Below are 15318 nucleotides of genomic sequence, written 5' to 3' on the forward strand. Positions count from 1 at the left end.
ATTTTGATAATTGATTGATGATGAATGATTTTGCAATATTACGTCAACCAAAATTATGAAAATTGTACAAAAGCGAAATCTTATCTTTTTTGTGAAAGAAAGTACGAATCGGGATTGAAAGTTTTGGGAGTTGTTTTGGTCACATCTTTGAATTTTTTTATAAAATGCGACTGATCAAAGTACTTGTTGTAAAGCGCAACATCTGTCAGTTTTAATTTTTCTAAATCAGAATTGACCATTTGATCGACTGATTTTCTGAATTTCAGAATCTGAATGTACTTTTTGATGGTAAGCCCTGTGGAGTTTTTAAATTTAATCTGCAATAATCGCTGTGAAGAATTAAATGCCGAACTAATTTCTGAAACCGAAATTTCCTCTTCCTTAGTTTTAATGATTTCACAAATCTTTTCAATTATATTTTTCTCCGAATGTAAGGTCGCTAATTCTTCAAAATAAGCATTAATCGTATTTAATAAAATTTCAATTTCAGTATCAATTTGAACTTTGAAAGGAAGTTCTTCAGGATTAATTTTGATAATTGAATCGGTAAAATTGCTCAAATCATATTTAGGAAACATCGAAAGTGTCCAAGTATGAAGTTGGATTATAGTAACTTTAGTTTTTGGTTTGATATTCACCAAAACTTTGTTGGTCATTTGCGAACAAAAATAAATGCCTTCGTTCATTTCGTATTTGTTTTTGCTCGTATGAACTTCAATTGCATTTCCAGAAACAATGGCAAGATTAAAACAGCCATTTGGCAAAACGAGTTTGTTTTCAATCAGGCTTTCGCCGATGCTGTTGTCCAAACACCAAATTTTATTGACGAACCGTTCAGCTTTTTGAGAGACGTAATGTTCTGAGTAGAGATTCATTTTTAGGATTTGTCTTTGTGTTTTTTACAATCTTAAAATCTAGACTAAAATAAGATTTTTTCTAGTACTATAATATCTAAATAAAATCCCCAAAATAATCTCGTTTAGTATTTTCCCATTCCTCCAAAATCACACTATAATAAACATCATCTTTGCTCTCTCCTTCAGAATCAACATAATTATTCCTAAAAACGCCTTCTTTTACTGCTCCAAGTTTTTCAATAGCTCTTTGAGATTTTAAATTTTCAAGATCAGCACTGAATTGTATTCTTTTAAAATGAATTTTTTCAAAACCAAAATTCAATAATTCATATTTGCAAGCTTTGTTCAAGCCCGTTCCCTGAAAATCTTTTCCATACCAAGTCCAGCCAATTTCGCATTTTTGGCTTGCATGATTCAAATAGCCGTAACGCGTACTTCCGGCAACTCTATTTGTCGCTTTATCTATAATAAGGAAAGGATAACAAATTCCATCAGCTTTTTGTTTTAAAGTGTTCTGGATGTAATTTTCAAAATCCTGATCGTTTCGAACATACATCCCCATATATTTCCATATTTTATCGTCGAAGATAATTTCTTTTAGTTCGATGTTTCTTTCATTTTCAAAAGGAAGTAATACTACTTTTTCGTTTTCTAAAATGATTTCTGATTGTAAAATTTCGCTGTTCATGATTTTTATTAAAATTTTGAAATAAACCCAAAGCAAAACTAATTGTTTAAATTTCTTAAACAAACCTAATAAAATAACATTTTGTTATATTTTTTAAAATAAGTCTGAATCTTAATTAGAGAATTATAAACGGGTATGTTTCGTTAAGAGCAAATAATTTACTTATTTTAAAGCTTATCTATAATTATTACTTATTTTTACGACCATATATATTAGATTTTCCCTGATGCAAACTTCACTCAAAATTGCTGTTGTTGGTTCTGGACTTGTAGGATCACTTTTGGCAATTTATCTTAAAAAAGCAGGCCATACCGTTCATGTTTATGATCGTAGCCCTGATATTCGCAAAATAAATTTCTCTGGACGTTCTATTAATCTTGCTATGTCTAACCGTGGCTGGAAGGCTTTGGACGCTGTTGGCGTTGGTGATTCGGTTCGTGAAATTGCAATTCCAATGGATAAACGTGCGATTCATTTGGTTGACAAATTGAATTTTCAGAATTACGGTCAGGAAGGCGAATCGATTTATTCAATTTCTAGAGGAAAGCTGAACCGAAAGATGATCGATCTTGCAGAAGAAGCAGGAGCGGAGTTTCATTTTGAACAAAAAATTTGGGATGTAACATTAAGTGACGCGACTTTGCACATTGGCGAAAGCGAAAGAGGCGAGTGGGAAGAACATAAATACGATATGGTTTTTGGTGCTGATGGTGCTTTTTCGAGAATCCGTCACAGAATGCAACGCCAAAGCATGTTCAATTATTCGCAGGAATTTTTGAATATGGGTTATAAGGAATTGAATATTCCGGCAAATCCAGATGGTACACATAAATTAGATAAAAACTCTTTTCATATTTGGCCAAGAGGCGAGTATATGTTAATTGCACTTCCAAATCTTGACGGAAGTTTTACATGTACTTTGTTTATGCCTTTTGAAGGTCAGAATTCTTTTGAATCATTAACCGACCGAAAAATGGTAGAAGATTTCTTTGAGAAAAATTTTCCAGATTCTATTGAAGTGATTCCGGAACTGGCAAATGATTTCTTTAAGAATCCAACCAGTACTTTGGTAACTATGAAATGTTTTCCTTGGACATTTGAAGATAAAATTGCTTTAATTGGAGATGCTTGCCACGCTATTGTCCCATTTTATGGGCAAGGTATGAATGCTGGTTTTGAAGATATTACGGTTTTGAATGAAATGATTGAAAAGTACCAAGACGATTGGAAAAAGATATTTTCAGAATATCAGATCTCAAGAAAACCGAATGCTGATGCAATTGCAGAGCTTTCCTATCGCAATTTTATGGAAATGAGTACAAAAACTGCTGATGAAAAATTCTTATTGCAAAAGAAAATAGAAAAGGTTTTTTCAGACAAACATCCTGATAAATGGATTCCGCTTTACAGCCGAGTTACTTTTAGCGATCGCCCGTATGCCGAAGCTTTGGCAATTGGCGATTTCCAAAATGGAATTATGGAAGAGGTTTTAAAACTTGATAATATCGAAAACATTTGGAATACACCAGAAGTAGAAAATAAAATTTTAGAGCTGTTGGAAAAACAGATAAAAATTTAAACCATATAAGTGATATAAGTGAATATAATGCTTTGCGCAAAATAAAACCCGACAGATTTTTATAACCTGTCGGGTTTTGCGTTTTTAAATTAAATGAACTTATATCACTTATATGGTTTAAATAAGTTTTTTATTTTTTGAATATTTTGGTCAAAACGCCAAAAACGCCTCTTATAAAGGTAGCGCTTGTTACCACTTTCAAAACCGATTTTGTGACTACTTCTGTTGTGCTTGGTCCTGATTTTGAAGGTTTTTCTGGAGCTTGTTCTTCTTGTTCAGCAGCAGCTTGATTGGCGCTTTCTATTTTTTGGTTTAGAATTTCGTAAGCGCTTTCGCGGTCAATTTCTTCACTGTATTTTTTAACCAATTTTGATTTTCCGTTGATTTCCTCAATTTCATCATCGGTTAAAATATCCATTCGGCTCATTGGGGCACGCATCATTGTCGCAACTAGCGGTGTTGGAATCCCTTTTTCACTAAGCGCAGTTACTAAAGCTTCTCCAATTCCTAAACTTGTCAGCAATTCATCCGTTTTGTAATAATCAGATGTAGGGTAATTATCTGCCGTTTTCTTGATCGCCTGGCGGTCATTTGCCGTAAAGGCTCTAAGCGCGTGCTGAATTTTTAAACCTAATTGTGCCAAAACACCGCTTGGAACATCCATTGGGTTTTGTGTTACAAAATATACACCAACGCCTTTTGAACGAATCAGTTTTACAATCGTTTCGATTTGTTCCAATAATGCTTTGCTGGCTTCATTGAAGATTAAATGTGCTTCATCAATAAAGATTACTAGTTCTGGCTGTTCTGCATCGCCTTTTTCAGGCATCTTCTGATAAATCTCTGCTAAAAGGCTTAACATGAAAGTGGAGAATAATTTCGGCTTATCCTGAATATCCGTCAAGCGGATGATGTTTACGTAGCCTTTTCCGTTTTCGTCAATTCGCATCAAATCATCAGTTTCAAAAGATAATTCGCCAAAAAACAAATCACCACCTTGTTGTTCCAATTCAATAATTTTTCTCAAAATGGTTCCTGTAGTAGCGGTTGAAATTTTGCCATAACTGGCAGCGATTTCGTCTTTGCCTTCTTCAGTAATATAATTGATTACTTTTTTGATGTCTTTTAAATCTAGCAAAGGCATTTTGTTATCGTCGCAGTATTTAAAGATTACTGCGACAACGCCAGCTTGAGTGTCATTTAAATCTAAAATTCGTGAAAATAGGACAGGTCCAAATTCAGAAACCGTAGCGCGCAGACGAACTCCGTTTTGTTTCGATAATGACATTAATTCAACCGGAAATGAAGCAGTAGTATAAGGAATGTTCATTTTTGCATGACGCTCCGTAATAAAACTTTGTTCTTTTCCTTCTTTAGCAATACCGCTAAAATCTCCTTTTATGTCCATCATTAAAACCGGAATTCCTGCATTCGATAACTGTTCAGAGAAAACCTGAATTGTTTTAGTTTTTCCAGTTCCGGTCGCGCCCGCTATAAGACCATGACGGTTTAAAGTCTTTAAAGGAATTTTTACATGAGCTTCAGCGATTGCTTCTCCATCCAGCATTGCGCTTCCTAAAGTGATGCTATCACCTTTAGAAACATAGCCATTGTTTATGTCTTGAATGAAATTATCTTTTTTATTCATGTTTTTATTTGTAATTTAGATGATTATAAGAGTTTTGCTTCGTTTTTTAACAAATAACTGTTATTTTTTTTAGTAAGAAAATGCTTTTTTTGATTGAAAATGATATAAAAAAAATATTCGCAGCTTTTTAAGAAGATTTCAATGGATTAATTGAATATTTACTAAAACGTTGTAATTTTTTTACTATTCGACCTTTTTTTTGTTTTATCAAAAAAATGATGTCAGCAATTTAATGAGATATTTTTTAAATTGACGTTAAATTTCCTTCAATAAAATTAAAAAAAGTTTTTTTATTTAAACTAAACGTATAAATTTGCTCCTCTACAAGTTAAATATAACTAAAAAATAAAAATTATTTAAAACTATTAAAATTAAAAAAAATGGCAAACGTTAAAGTTAAAAAAGAAAGCACTTCAAATGGAGGAGGAATGATTACTGGAATCATTATTGCAGCGTGTATCTTAGTTGGGGTGTTTATTTGGAAAGTAATCATGGGTTCTCCTGCAAACTTCGAGGGTGGAAATCCTGAAACAGGTCACCCAATCAATACTCTAGGTATGGTATATAAAGGAGGATTTATTGTACCAGTATTATTAGGTATGTTTTTAATGGTTGTTGTTTTTTCTATTGAAAGATTCATTGTTATCGGTAAAGCAGCTGGAAAAGCTAACTTAGATAAATTCATGAAAGGTGTTCAAGCAAGTATCAAAGAAGGAAACATCGAGGCTGCTATTGCTTCATGTGACAAACAACAAGGTTCAGTTGCAAACGCAATTAAATCTGCTTTGATTAAATACCAAGACGTTAAAAAAGAAGGATTCAACAGCGAGGAAGCTTCTGAAGTAATCCACAAAGAAATCGAAGAGGCAACTTCATTAGAAATGCCAATGTTAGAGAAAAACATGACTATCATCTCTACTTTAGTATCTTTAGGTACATTAGGAGGATTATTAGGAACTGTATCTGGTATGATTAAAGCGTTTGGTGCGTTAGCTTCTGCTGGAACTCCAGACCAAGCTGCTCTTGCAACAGGTATCTCTGAAGCACTTATCAACACTGCAACAGGTATCTCTACTTCTGTAATGGCGATCATCTCTTACAACTTCTTTACTGCTAAAATTGACGATTTAACTTACTCTATCGATGAGGCTGGTACTACAATCGTTAACACTTACAGAAAATTCAGAGGAAGTTTAAAACAATAATTAATTTTTGATATATAAATAATTAGATTTAATTATATCAAAAAAATAAAATAAAAGATAATGGCTAAAATTAAAATGAAAAAGAAGTCGACATCGACAGATATGACTGCCATGTGTGATGTCGCGTTCCTTTTGCTTACGTTCTTTATCTTGACCGCTACTGCTAAGGTGCCTGAAGCACTTCCTGTAGATATGCCTGCTTCTACTGTAGAACATAAATTACCAGATACTAATTTGGCAATTATTACAATAGGAAAAGGAAAAGACGGGAAAAGCAAAGTGTTTTTTGACATCAAAGGAAGAGAGATTCGTAAAAAAACTCTTGAAGGAATGGGAGCAAAATTCGGTGTGAATTTTTCTGAAGATGACCAAACTAAATTCTCTTTAATGGATGACTTCGGTGTTCCAGTAGCAGGATTAAAGCAAATCATCGACATGAAATCTGCTGATAGAGCTAAAGCTGACCAACCTGGTATTCCAATCGATTCTTTAGACAATCAATTGAAAGAGTGGCTTCTTGTTTCAAGAAGAGCGGCAATTGATCTTGAAGATAAAGAATTGCAGATTGCGATTAAAGGAGATGCTAAAGAACAATATCCTCAAATCAAAAAGATTATGGATATTCTACAAGATCAGAAAATCAATTCCTTTAACTTAGTTACAGGTACGAGAGGAAAAGACTTTTAATTAAAAAAGATACACTAAAATGGCTGAATTAAATACCGGCGACGGTGGTGGCGGAAAAGGTGGCAAAGTAAGAAGTAAAAAGCAAAATTCGAAAGTCGATTTAACGGCGATGGTGGATTTGGCATTCTTATTGATCACATTCTTTATGTTAACTACTTCGTTGTCAAAACCTAAATCGATGGATTTGTCTCTGCCAGATAAAGATCCGGAAGATAAGACTCCTCCAGTTAAAGTAGATGAGAATCGTACAATGACTGTTATGATGGGTGAAAACAATAAAATGGTTTATTATATGGGATTATTGGTAGCTCCTAAAGTAGGGCCTAAAGATATTGCATATGGTAAAGATGGTATTCGTAGAGAACTATTAAAGCAAAAGAAAGAAGTTTTGGCTTACTCTGCAGCTTTAGGAAAACCTAAGAATGGAATTATAGTTATCATTAAACCAACTAAAAAGTCAACTTACAAAAATTTAGTTGATATGTTGGATGAGATGGCTATTACAGGAGTAGATACTTATGCTATTGTTCCTGAGTTTAGTCCTGAGGAAACAAAATTAATAGATAAACAATAAGATTTATCTTGTTTGAACATCCTAATAATCAAGAAAAATGAAATTAGATATTATAAAAAATCAGTGGCTTGATATCGTATTCGAAGGACGTAATAAGATATACGGTGCTTATGAGCTAAGAAAATCGAACAGTAAAACTACGATAAAAGCGCTTATCCTAGGTTCGATTATTTTTGCCTTTGCTGTAGGAGCTCCTCTTATTGCTAGCTTCTTGCCAGATTCTGGTGAAGATGATATGGATAAGGATATTAAGATCGCTACTGTTAAATTACCTCCTAAGAAAAAAGAAGAGGTAAAACCAAATGAACCGCCACCACCGCCACCACCACCAAAAGTGGATCAGGTGAAATTTGTGAAGCCGGTTGTTGCTAAAGCAAATGAGGTTACTGAAGATCCTCCAAAAATTGAGGAACTTAAAGATAAAAAGGTTGGAGCTGAAACTATTAAAGGAGATCCAGATGCAGTTTTAACTGTTGATGAGCCAGTAGGTACTGGAACTGCTGCAGTAGTAGAAGAAGATAACCAAGTATATAACACAGCTGGTATCGAAGTAAAACCAGATTTCCCTGGAGGAATTGATAAATTCTACAAATTCGTAGGAAACAATTACAAAACTCCAGAAGAAGAAGGTTTAAAAGGTAAAGTTTACGTTACGTTTGTAGTTGAAAAAGACGGTTCATTAACCGACATTAAAGTTTTAAGGGATATCGGTTACGGTACAGGAGCAGAAGCAATTCGTGTTCTTAAAAAATGTCCAAAATGGACTCCTGGCGAGCAAAATGGTAAAAAAGTTAGAGTACTTTACTCTCTTCCTATTACTATTCAATCTGCAGAATAATGTTAAAAGATATGCTTAATAATATTCAGAAGAAATCGCTCAAAGAGCGATTTCTTCTTGTTTTAGGAATACTGTTTTTTTTAATCTATCTTGTGCTAGGTTTAATGATTATGTTCTGGGAAAAGCTTCCTTTAGATATGGAACCTAAATATCGATATGCTTTTGGAGGATTGTTGATTGTTTATTCAGCAATACGCTTCTTAAGATTAATAAATTCTAATACGGATTAATATGTTAAAGTATAGTAAAGTTTTTGGTTTGATTGCTTTTGTCTTTTTGTTTGCGATGTGCAACCAAAAAAGCAAGAATGAATCAAATGAAACAATTTTAAAAGGATCGCTTGATGTTACTGTTGATGAAACGATAGAGCCAATCGTAGACGATCAGGTTGCTGTTTTTGAAGGAACTTACTATGGTGCAAAAATTGCAGTTAAGCCTAAGTCTGAAGTTGAACTGATCAATGATTTACTAAATAAAAAAGCTAAGGTTGTTGTAACAGCACGTAATTTAACTGCTGACGAACTGCAAAGATTTGAGAAAAGCAAGATTAACCCGAGAGTTACGCCGTTTGCTGTTGATGCAATTGCTTTAATTTCAAACAAAAGCAATAATGATACATTAATTGCGTTGAAGTCTGTAATTGATTTTATGCAAGGGAAAAAAGATACAGGGATAAAAGGACTCGTTTTTGATAATCCGAATTCTAGTACAGTTCGCTATATGAAAGATTTAGCGAAAGTCAAAGATATTCCCGCGACAGGAGCATTTTCTTTTAAAACTAATGATGAAGTTATTAAATTTGTTTCTGAAAATGATGGAATGATTGGTATAGTTGGTGTAAATTGGCTTTATCAACCTTCTCCAAATATGGGCGAAACAATCAGTAAAATCAATGTGTTAAGTGTTAAAGGTTTAAATGATGATAAATATTATAGCCCAACGCAAACTGACATTGCATTAAATAAATATCCTTTGGCACGTGATTTGTTTATAATAAACTGTCAGGGTTATACTGGGCTGGGTATGGGACTTGCTTCCTTCATGGCAGGCGAGATTGGTCAAAGAATAGTGTTGAAATCTGGATTAATGCCAGTAAAAACACCAAGTAGAAAGCTTAATATTAGAACCCAAATTTTAAAAGATAAAGAATAAATTAATTACGACAAAGATGAATAAATTTAAAATTTTTAGTCTTGCTTTAGTTGCATCTGCCACTGTTGCACAAGCGCAAGACATCAAAGAAGCAAAAAAAGCAATTGATGCTGAGCAATTTCAAAAGGCAAAATCATTGCTTAAGTCAATCATCAAAGCAAAACCTTCAGATGGTGAGGCTAATTTTGTTTTAGGAAACATCTATTTAAATCAAAGCGTTGTTGATTCAGCGAAGATTTACTATTTAAATGGATTAGAAGCATCAGATAGAAAAAACCTTAATTATATTGGATTAGGTCAAATTGATCTTGATAGTAAAAATGCTGCATCTGCTCAAGCTAATTTTGGTTTGGCTACTAAAGATATGAAGCGTAAAGATGTTGATGAGTATATCTACATTGGTAAAGCTTACAGCAATTCAAATAATCCTGATTATAACGCTGCTATTACTAGCCTAAAACGTGCTTTAGCAATTGAGCCGCAAAATGCGACTGCTTTATTGGCTATTGGTGATGCTTATTACGGAGCAAACAATCAAAATGAAGCTTATAAAGCTTACCGTGATGCTTTTACTGCAGATCCAACACTTTTAAGAGCTAAAATGCAATTAGGTGTTTTATTGAAAGGTGCAAAATCATATGATGAAGCTATTAAAGCTTTTAATGAAGTTATTGCATTAAACCCAAGTTACGGTCCAGTTTACAGAGAATTAGCTGAGACATATTATAAATGGGCAAGAAATAAACCTTCTACATCAAAAACTAATTTACAGAATGCAATCACAAACTATGAGAAATACTTAAGTTTGACTGATTACTCTTTAGATTCTAAAATGCGTCACGCGGATTTCTTGATCTTGGTTAAAGATTATAAGAGCTTAGAAACTGTAGCTAATAAAATGATTGCTGAGGATAAAGTTAATCCAAGAATCTACAGATATTTAGGATATTCTGCTTACGAGAATGGAAATATTGATGTAGCTCTTAAATCATTAGAGGATTACGTAAAAGTTCCTAGCAACAAAGTTATTGCTAAAGATTACTTGTATTTAGGTTTCGCTAAAATTAAAAAAGGAACTGATGCTGCTGGTGTTGTTGAGGCTTCTGCTTTTGAAGCAGGTCTAACAGATATCAAAAAAGCAGTTGCTATGGAACCATTAGCGGTTGAAGATCTTGGTGATTTTGGTAAAGAATTGTTCACTAAAAAACAATACAACCAAGCTGCTGCAATCTATGAATTAAGCGCAGCTAATGCAGATCAGAAAAACTATTTGAATGATAATGTATATTATGGTATCTCATTATACTATGCAAATGCAAATAAAGCTAACGGCGCTGCTGATGCAGCTGCTTTGACTAAAGCTGATGCAGCTTTTGACAGAGTTCTTGTAGCTTCTCCAACTTATGACGAGGCTTACTTATATAAAGGAAGAATCAATAACTTATTGGAAAAAGATGATTTAATTATCAAAAACTACGAAGAGTATATTGCTAAAACGACTGCAAAAGGTGCTGAAGAATTAGCTAAACCTGCAACAGTTAAAAAAATAGTTGAATCTTACAACAGTATTGGTGCCGCTTATGCTAATACAGATAAAGCTAAAGCAATTGAATATTTCAATAAATCTTTAGTTTTAGATCCAACGAATGATTATGCAGCTAAATCTGTAAAAGCTCTAAAATAATATTAGTTTTCTAACTAATTAAAAAACCGGCAGTTCATTGAACTGTCGGTTTTTTTGTTCCGTTAAGAAATGACTATCTTTGCACTTTAAAATTGAATAATGTTAGCAAAAGAAATACAATTAGAAGTTAATAAAGGAGCTATGTTGCCTTTGATGGAAGAATTCTACACCATTCAAGGAGAAGGTTTTCATACGGGAACTGCGGCATACTTTATTAGAATTGGAGGATGTGACGTGGGATGCCATTGGTGTGATGTTAAAGAAAGCTGGAATGCAGAACTACATCCGCCAACAAGTACTGAATTAATTGTTAAGAATGCTTCAGCTTATGCAGATACTGTTGTAATTACTGGTGGCGAACCTTTAACGTGGGATATGACTTTGCTTACTCAGCAGTTAAAAGATAAAAATCTAAAAGTACATATTGAAACTTCAGGAGCTTATCCGTTGAGTGGGACTTGGGATTGGATTTGTCTTTCTCCTAAAAAAAACAAACTACCAACTCAAACAGTTTATGATAATGCGCATGAATTAAAAGTGATTATTTATAATAAACACGATTTTATTTTTGCTGAAGAACAAGCCGAACTTGTGAATGATAATGCAATTTTATTTCTTCAGCCAGAATGGAGTAAAAAAGAAGAAATGACGCCACTGATTGTTGATTACGTAATGAACAATCCAAAATGGCGTGTTTCACTTCAAACGCATAAATACTTGAATATACCATAAAAACAAAAATCTCTTCATTGAAGAGATTTTTGTTTTTATAAATGTATTGATAACTGAATTTTAGTCACAGTTTTTATTTTTTTTAAGATTGGTAATATGTGCTAAATGATGATTACAATGCCAGGCATACATTCCTATGATTCGTTTTAATTTTAATTCAGAATTATTTTCGGGATGAGTAAAGGATTTTTCTAAATCTCTTTCCGATAAATTTCTCATAATGTAAGCTAATCTAAAGTGAAGTCCTTCTAGTAAGCTTAGTGTTGGTACGATCGGCATATGTAAATTATCTGGAAGTTCGCTCCATAAAGCTTCGTCATATGCTTTTATTACTGGATTGTTTTCGGTTAAAGTCCATTTAATTCTAATGTAACAATTCATGTGGCTTTCAGCACAATGGTGAATTACTTGTCTAACCGTCCAACCTCCGGGGCGATAAGGTGTATCAAGTTGCTCATCTGTCAAATGAATGGTTTCGTTTTTTAATTTTTCTGGAAAAGAGGCAATTTCTTCAATTTTATTTGAAATATATTCCTTTGAATAGCTGTCTGGAATTATAAATTTCCCAATCGGATATTTTAATTTCTCTAAATCTAGTTCTTCCATTTTTAGGATGTTTTTATATTGAAAGTTTGGCTAAGTAGTCATAGTGCTCGCCTTCTAAAATTAGCTCGCATTTTAACCCATTTGCAATCGCAGCATTCTGAAGTGTGTTGTAATCTAAATAAAGCCAGTCAAAAGATTCTTCTTTTTCCCCTTTATAAGAAATAGTAAAAGTTAATTCGCCATAATAATCATTTGATGGAATCCATTTTCCGCCATCTTCATCTTCATCAAACATATATATAATATCAGAACTGTCAATTAAAATTTGGCCTCCTGGATTTAATAAAGATTTTAACTTAGATAAATATTGATTGCAGCTTTCTAGTTTTCCAAAAATTCCAGTCCCATTCATTAATAAAAGAATTGTATCAAATTTTTCTCCTTCAAAATCGAGAATGTTTTGAGCTTTTGCGTTATTAACTCCGCGCAATTTGCAGGTTTCGATTGCTTTTTCTGAAATATCAATTGAAGTCACATCCAAATTACGGTCGTTTTGAAGAGAAAGACTATGACTTCCCGCGCCGCATCCAACGTCTAAAATTTTCCCGAAAGATAATTGCAGTGCTTTTTGTTCCAGTTTTGGCATTTCATTATAGGAACGAAATAAATAGGCAACGCTCATTTCGTCTTCTTCAGAAATGGAAGTTTCGGTAATGATGTCTTCTGGCGTATTATTGGTTTGGAAATCGAACATCGCTTTCCCAAAAAGATCTTTCATTGTAATTTAGTTCAAAGATTAAGGTTTCAAGTTTAAAGTTGTTTAATTTTGCAGTTCAACTTTAAATATTAAACTTGAAACAAATTTTAAATAACTTAAATAAGTTAGCCAAAGATAAGCATATCGAAAACAAAAAGTATTTTGATAAGCTTAAAAAGAAACAGCCTAAGAATTTAGACTATGTAATGCAGGACTTGCATGATGCTGAGTTTAAAAAAACAGATTGTCTACAGTGTGCCAATTGTTGTAAAACGACTGGACCATTATTTACTTTGGCCGACATCGAAAGAATTTCGAAATCCTTTAAACAAAAGCCACAGCAATTTATAGAACAATATCTTAGAATTGATGAAGATAAAGATTATGTGTTGAAAAGCGTTCCTTGTACGTTTTTGGACAACGAAAATTATTGTATGATTTATGACGTCCGTCCAAAAGCATGTCGGGAGTTTCCGCATACCGATCGCAAGAAGTTTTATCAAATAACAGATTTGACATTAAAAAATGTTGCAATATGTCCGGCAGCATATAATATTGTCGAGGAAATGAAAAAGAAGCTTCCGTTGTAATAAATCCAAATATTTCTGAATTGTTTTTTGTGGCAATTCAATTCTGATTTTTTAAACGTATTTTTGAATAAATAAACGGTAAATATTACCAACATAACATTATTAAATTGAATTTAGAATATTTTATAGCCAAAAGACTTATTACTGCCAAAGATTATAAAAGCAGTATTTCGGCACCTATCATAAAAATTGCTATTTCGGCAATTGCAATTGGCATTATTATGATGCTGGTTTCTGTAGCAACCGGAATTGGATTGCAACAAAAAATCCGCGATAAGATCTCTGCTTTCAATGGTCAGGTTATTATATCAAACTTTGATAATAATAATTCTGAAGTTACTTTAGTTCCAATTTCTAAAAAACAGGATTTTTATCCCAACTTTAAATCAGTTCCAGATGTAAGACATGTGCAGGCTATTGCAAGTAAAGCTGGTATTATAAGAACATCAAACGCATTTGAAGGTATTATTTTTAAAGGAGTAGGGGCAGATTATGATTGGAGTAATATAAAAGAATACTTGGTTGAGGGGAATTTGCCTAATTTCTCAAAATCACTTAATGAAGAAGTTATCATTTCCAGGTTTCTCGCTGATAGACTTAATTTGAAATTGGGAGATAGTTTTAATACTTTTTTTATAAAAGAAGAGCAAGGGAAAATGCCAAACAGCCGCCGTTTTAAAATAACGGGTATTTTTAGTTCGGGATTTCAAGATTTTGACGCGACATATATAATAGGAGATATTCGTCATATACAGCGAATCAATAAATGGGCTCCAGATCAAGTTGGAGCTTTTGAAGTTTTTGTTAAAGATTTTACGAAGATAAAAGAAACAGGTAATCAAATTTACGAAGCTACATCTTCAAGCTTGGATACAAAAACGATTATAGAAAAGTATAGCTATATTTTTGACTGGCTCCAGCTATTTGATTTCAATATAGTAGTAATTCTTGGTGTTATGATTTTAGTTGCGACAATTAATATGGTAGTAGCGCTTTTAGTTCTGATTTTAGAGCGAACGCAAATGATTGGAATTTTGAAATCATTAGGAGCAAATAATTGGACAGTTAGAAAGATATTCTTGTACAACGCCTTCTATTTAATCATACGTGGATTGTTCTGGGGGAATCTTATTGGGATTTCAATATTGTTAATTCAACAGCAATTTGGAGTTGTTCATCTTAATCCGGAGAATTACTATGTAAATCAAGCTCCGGTATATTTAAATTGGGGTTATGTAATAGCATTGAATTTGCTGACTATAATAATTTGCTTTTTAGTATTGTTGATTCCTTCCTATTTAATAACGAAAATATCTCCAGTCAAAGCAATAAGATTTGATTAATGATTAAAAATATTTAATAGTGTACAACCCGACAGGTTTTCAAAACCTGTCGGGTTTATTTTTTATACATATATATGTATAGGATAATCCTAGAATCCAATTTTTCCGTAGAGGCGCACAGCAGTGCGTCTTATCCATAAAGTTCAGATAGTAAATTATATGTTCTTTTCGGACTGAGTGAAGCCAAAGCCCAAAGGGTTTGTATTTTCATAATCTGGAATTTGTTTTTTAATGAGGAGCTATTCCCGCTATGCGCTACAATCTTTTGTGCCGAACCCCGGCACAAAAGGATTTCCGCTTCTATCGGGGCTATGGGGCCGGTTTCCAGAAAGAAATTCAGCGAAAGAAACATCGATTCGGGAACAAAAACAGAATAAAAGAGGAAAAACTTTGCGCCTCTGCGCCTCTGCGGGACTAAAAACGGCCGAAAAGCAGATT

17 protein-coding genes are annotated in these 15318 nt (G+C 33.2%); 11 read left to right on the plus strand and 6 right to left on the minus strand.

Annotated features, from left to right (window positions below; genetic code table 11):
• Positions 1-80: 80 nt before the first annotated feature.
• Together RB619_RS12925 and RB619_RS12930 are read right to left on the minus strand one after the other, a co-directional pair.
• The gene (locus tag RB619_RS12925; RefSeq protein WP_308098044.1) at positions 81-875 is read right to left on the minus strand and encodes a helix-turn-helix transcriptional regulator; all 795 of its coding nucleotides are present in this window, start codon (positions 873-875) and stop codon (positions 81-83) included.
• A 76-nt stretch (positions 876-951) separates the two neighbouring features.
• On the minus strand, positions 952-1545 hold the full coding sequence (locus RB619_RS12930; RefSeq protein WP_308098046.1) for a GNAT family protein: 594 nt from the start codon (positions 1543-1545) through the stop codon (positions 952-954).
• Between the two features lie 226 nt (positions 1546-1771).
• On the opposite strand from RB619_RS12930, the gene RB619_RS12935 reads away from it, so the two are divergent.
• The gene (locus RB619_RS12935; RefSeq protein WP_308098048.1) at positions 1772-3124 is read left to right on the plus strand and encodes an NAD(P)/FAD-dependent oxidoreductase; all 1353 of its coding nucleotides are present in this window, start codon (positions 1772-1774) and stop codon (positions 3122-3124) included.
• Positions 3125-3254: 130 nt separating this feature from the next.
• Here RB619_RS12935 and RB619_RS12940 read toward each other — a convergent pair whose 3' ends face one another.
• Complete coding sequence (locus RB619_RS12940) at positions 3255-4772, minus strand: helicase HerA-like domain-containing protein (protein WP_308098050.1); 1518 nt, start codon at positions 4770-4772, stop codon at positions 3255-3257.
• A gap of 380 nt (positions 4773-5152) precedes the next feature.
• Here RB619_RS12940 and RB619_RS12945 point away from each other — a divergent pair, with 380 nt between their 5' ends.
• The 8 genes from RB619_RS12945 to RB619_RS12980 all read left to right on the plus strand — a co-directional run bounded on the left by RB619_RS12945 (position 5153) and on the right by RB619_RS12980 (position 11644).
• The gene (locus tag RB619_RS12945) at positions 5153-5977 is read left to right on the plus strand and encodes a MotA/TolQ/ExbB proton channel family protein (protein ID WP_133527305.1); all 825 of its coding nucleotides are present in this window, start codon (positions 5153-5155) and stop codon (positions 5975-5977) included.
• A 60-nt stretch (positions 5978-6037) separates the two neighbouring features.
• The gene (locus RB619_RS12950; protein ID WP_308098052.1) at positions 6038-6664 is read left to right on the plus strand and encodes a biopolymer transporter ExbD; all 627 of its coding nucleotides are present in this window, start codon (positions 6038-6040) and stop codon (positions 6662-6664) included.
• Between the two features lie 19 nt (positions 6665-6683).
• Complete coding sequence (locus tag RB619_RS12955; RefSeq protein WP_308098054.1) at positions 6684-7238, plus strand: biopolymer transporter ExbD; 555 nt, start codon at positions 6684-6686, stop codon at positions 7236-7238.
• 37 nt (positions 7239-7275) lie between these two features.
• Entirely contained in the window at positions 7276-8076 is an 801-nt protein-coding gene (locus RB619_RS12960; protein WP_308098056.1) for an energy transducer TonB, read from the plus strand.
• Positions 8076-8306, plus strand: coding sequence for a hypothetical protein (locus RB619_RS12965; protein ID WP_133527309.1), 231 nt, complete (start codon positions 8076-8078; stop codon positions 8304-8306). Before RB619_RS12960 ends, RB619_RS12965 begins: the two co-directional genes overlap by 1 nt.
• Before the next feature lies 1 nt (position 8307).
• Positions 8308-9228, plus strand: coding sequence for a PstS family phosphate ABC transporter substrate-binding protein (locus RB619_RS12970; protein ID WP_374119701.1), 921 nt, complete (start codon positions 8308-8310; stop codon positions 9226-9228).
• Between the two features lie 16 nt (positions 9229-9244).
• Positions 9245-10912, plus strand: coding sequence for a tetratricopeptide repeat protein (locus tag RB619_RS12975; RefSeq protein ID WP_308098059.1), 1668 nt, complete (start codon positions 9245-9247; stop codon positions 10910-10912).
• Positions 10913-11011: 99 nt separating this feature from the next.
• Positions 11012-11644: a 7-carboxy-7-deazaguanine synthase QueE gene (locus tag RB619_RS12980; protein ID WP_133527312.1), complete on the plus strand. Its 633-nt coding sequence runs from the start codon at positions 11012-11014 to the stop codon at positions 11642-11644.
• Positions 11645-11704: 60 nt separating this feature from the next.
• Here RB619_RS12980 and RB619_RS12985 read toward each other — a convergent pair whose 3' ends face one another.
• A complete protein-coding gene (locus tag RB619_RS12985) occupies positions 11705-12250 on the minus strand; it encodes a YfiT family bacillithiol transferase (protein WP_308098060.1) in 546 nt (181 codons plus the stop codon).
• A 13-nt stretch (positions 12251-12263) separates the two neighbouring features.
• Positions 12264-12968, minus strand: a complete 705-nt coding sequence (locus RB619_RS12990) for a class I SAM-dependent methyltransferase (protein WP_308098061.1) — start codon at positions 12966-12968, stop codon at positions 12264-12266.
• A gap of 74 nt (positions 12969-13042) precedes the next feature.
• Here RB619_RS12990 and RB619_RS12995 point away from each other — a divergent pair, with 74 nt between their 5' ends.
• Positions 13043-13537, plus strand: a complete 495-nt coding sequence (locus RB619_RS12995) for a YkgJ family cysteine cluster protein (RefSeq protein ID WP_308098062.1) — start codon at positions 13043-13045, stop codon at positions 13535-13537.
• A gap of 107 nt (positions 13538-13644) precedes the next feature.
• Positions 13645-14880 carry an FtsX-like permease family protein gene (locus RB619_RS13000; protein WP_308098063.1) on the plus strand — a complete coding sequence of 412 codons (1236 nt, stop codon included), beginning with the start codon at positions 13645-13647 and terminating at the stop codon, positions 14878-14880.
• A gap of 130 nt (positions 14881-15010) precedes the next feature.
• Here RB619_RS13000 and RB619_RS13005 read toward each other — a convergent pair.
• The coding region (locus RB619_RS13005) for a hypothetical protein (RefSeq protein WP_308098064.1) at positions 15011-15318 on the minus strand (308 nt) is incomplete at its 5' end.

The sequence above is a fragment of the Flavobacterium sp. LHD-80 genome (assembly GCF_030929605.1).
Classification (GTDB): Bacteria; Bacteroidota; Bacteroidia; order Flavobacteriales; family Flavobacteriaceae; genus Flavobacterium.

Excerpts from the sequence above, each read along its gene's own strand:
- RB619_RS12925 (WP_308098044.1), bottom strand. The coding sequence starts at position 875 with ATGAATCTCTACTCAGAACATTACGTCTCTCAAAAAGCTGAACGGTTC.
- RB619_RS12930 (WP_308098046.1), bottom strand. The coding sequence starts at position 1,545 with ATGAACAGCGAAATTTTACAATCAGAAATCATTTTAGAAAACGAAAAA.
- RB619_RS12935 (WP_308098048.1), top strand. The coding sequence starts at position 1,772 with ATGCAAACTTCACTCAAAATTGCTGTTGTTGGTTCTGGACTTGTAGGA.
- RB619_RS12940 (WP_308098050.1), bottom strand. The coding sequence starts at position 4,772 with ATGAATAAAAAAGATAATTTCATTCAAGACATAAACAATGGCTATGTT.
- RB619_RS12945 (WP_133527305.1), top strand. The coding sequence starts at position 5,153 with ATGGCAAACGTTAAAGTTAAAAAAGAAAGCACTTCAAATGGAGGAGGA.
- RB619_RS12950 (WP_308098052.1), top strand. The coding sequence starts at position 6,038 with ATGGCTAAAATTAAAATGAAAAAGAAGTCGACATCGACAGATATGACT.
- RB619_RS12955 (WP_308098054.1), top strand. The coding sequence starts at position 6,684 with ATGGCTGAATTAAATACCGGCGACGGTGGTGGCGGAAAAGGTGGCAAA.
- RB619_RS12960 (WP_308098056.1), top strand. The coding sequence starts at position 7,276 with ATGAAATTAGATATTATAAAAAATCAGTGGCTTGATATCGTATTCGAA.
- RB619_RS12965 (WP_133527309.1), top strand. The coding sequence starts at position 8,076 with ATGTTAAAAGATATGCTTAATAATATTCAGAAGAAATCGCTCAAAGAG.
- RB619_RS12970 (WP_374119701.1), top strand. The coding sequence starts at position 8,308 with ATGTTAAAGTATAGTAAAGTTTTTGGTTTGATTGCTTTTGTCTTTTTG.
- RB619_RS12975 (WP_308098059.1), top strand. The coding sequence starts at position 9,245 with ATGAATAAATTTAAAATTTTTAGTCTTGCTTTAGTTGCATCTGCCACT.
- RB619_RS12980 (WP_133527312.1), top strand. The coding sequence starts at position 11,012 with ATGTTAGCAAAAGAAATACAATTAGAAGTTAATAAAGGAGCTATGTTG.
- RB619_RS12985 (WP_308098060.1), bottom strand. The coding sequence starts at position 12,250 with ATGGAAGAACTAGATTTAGAGAAATTAAAATATCCGATTGGGAAATTT.
- RB619_RS12990 (WP_308098061.1), bottom strand. The coding sequence starts at position 12,968 with ATGAAAGATCTTTTTGGGAAAGCGATGTTCGATTTCCAAACCAATAAT.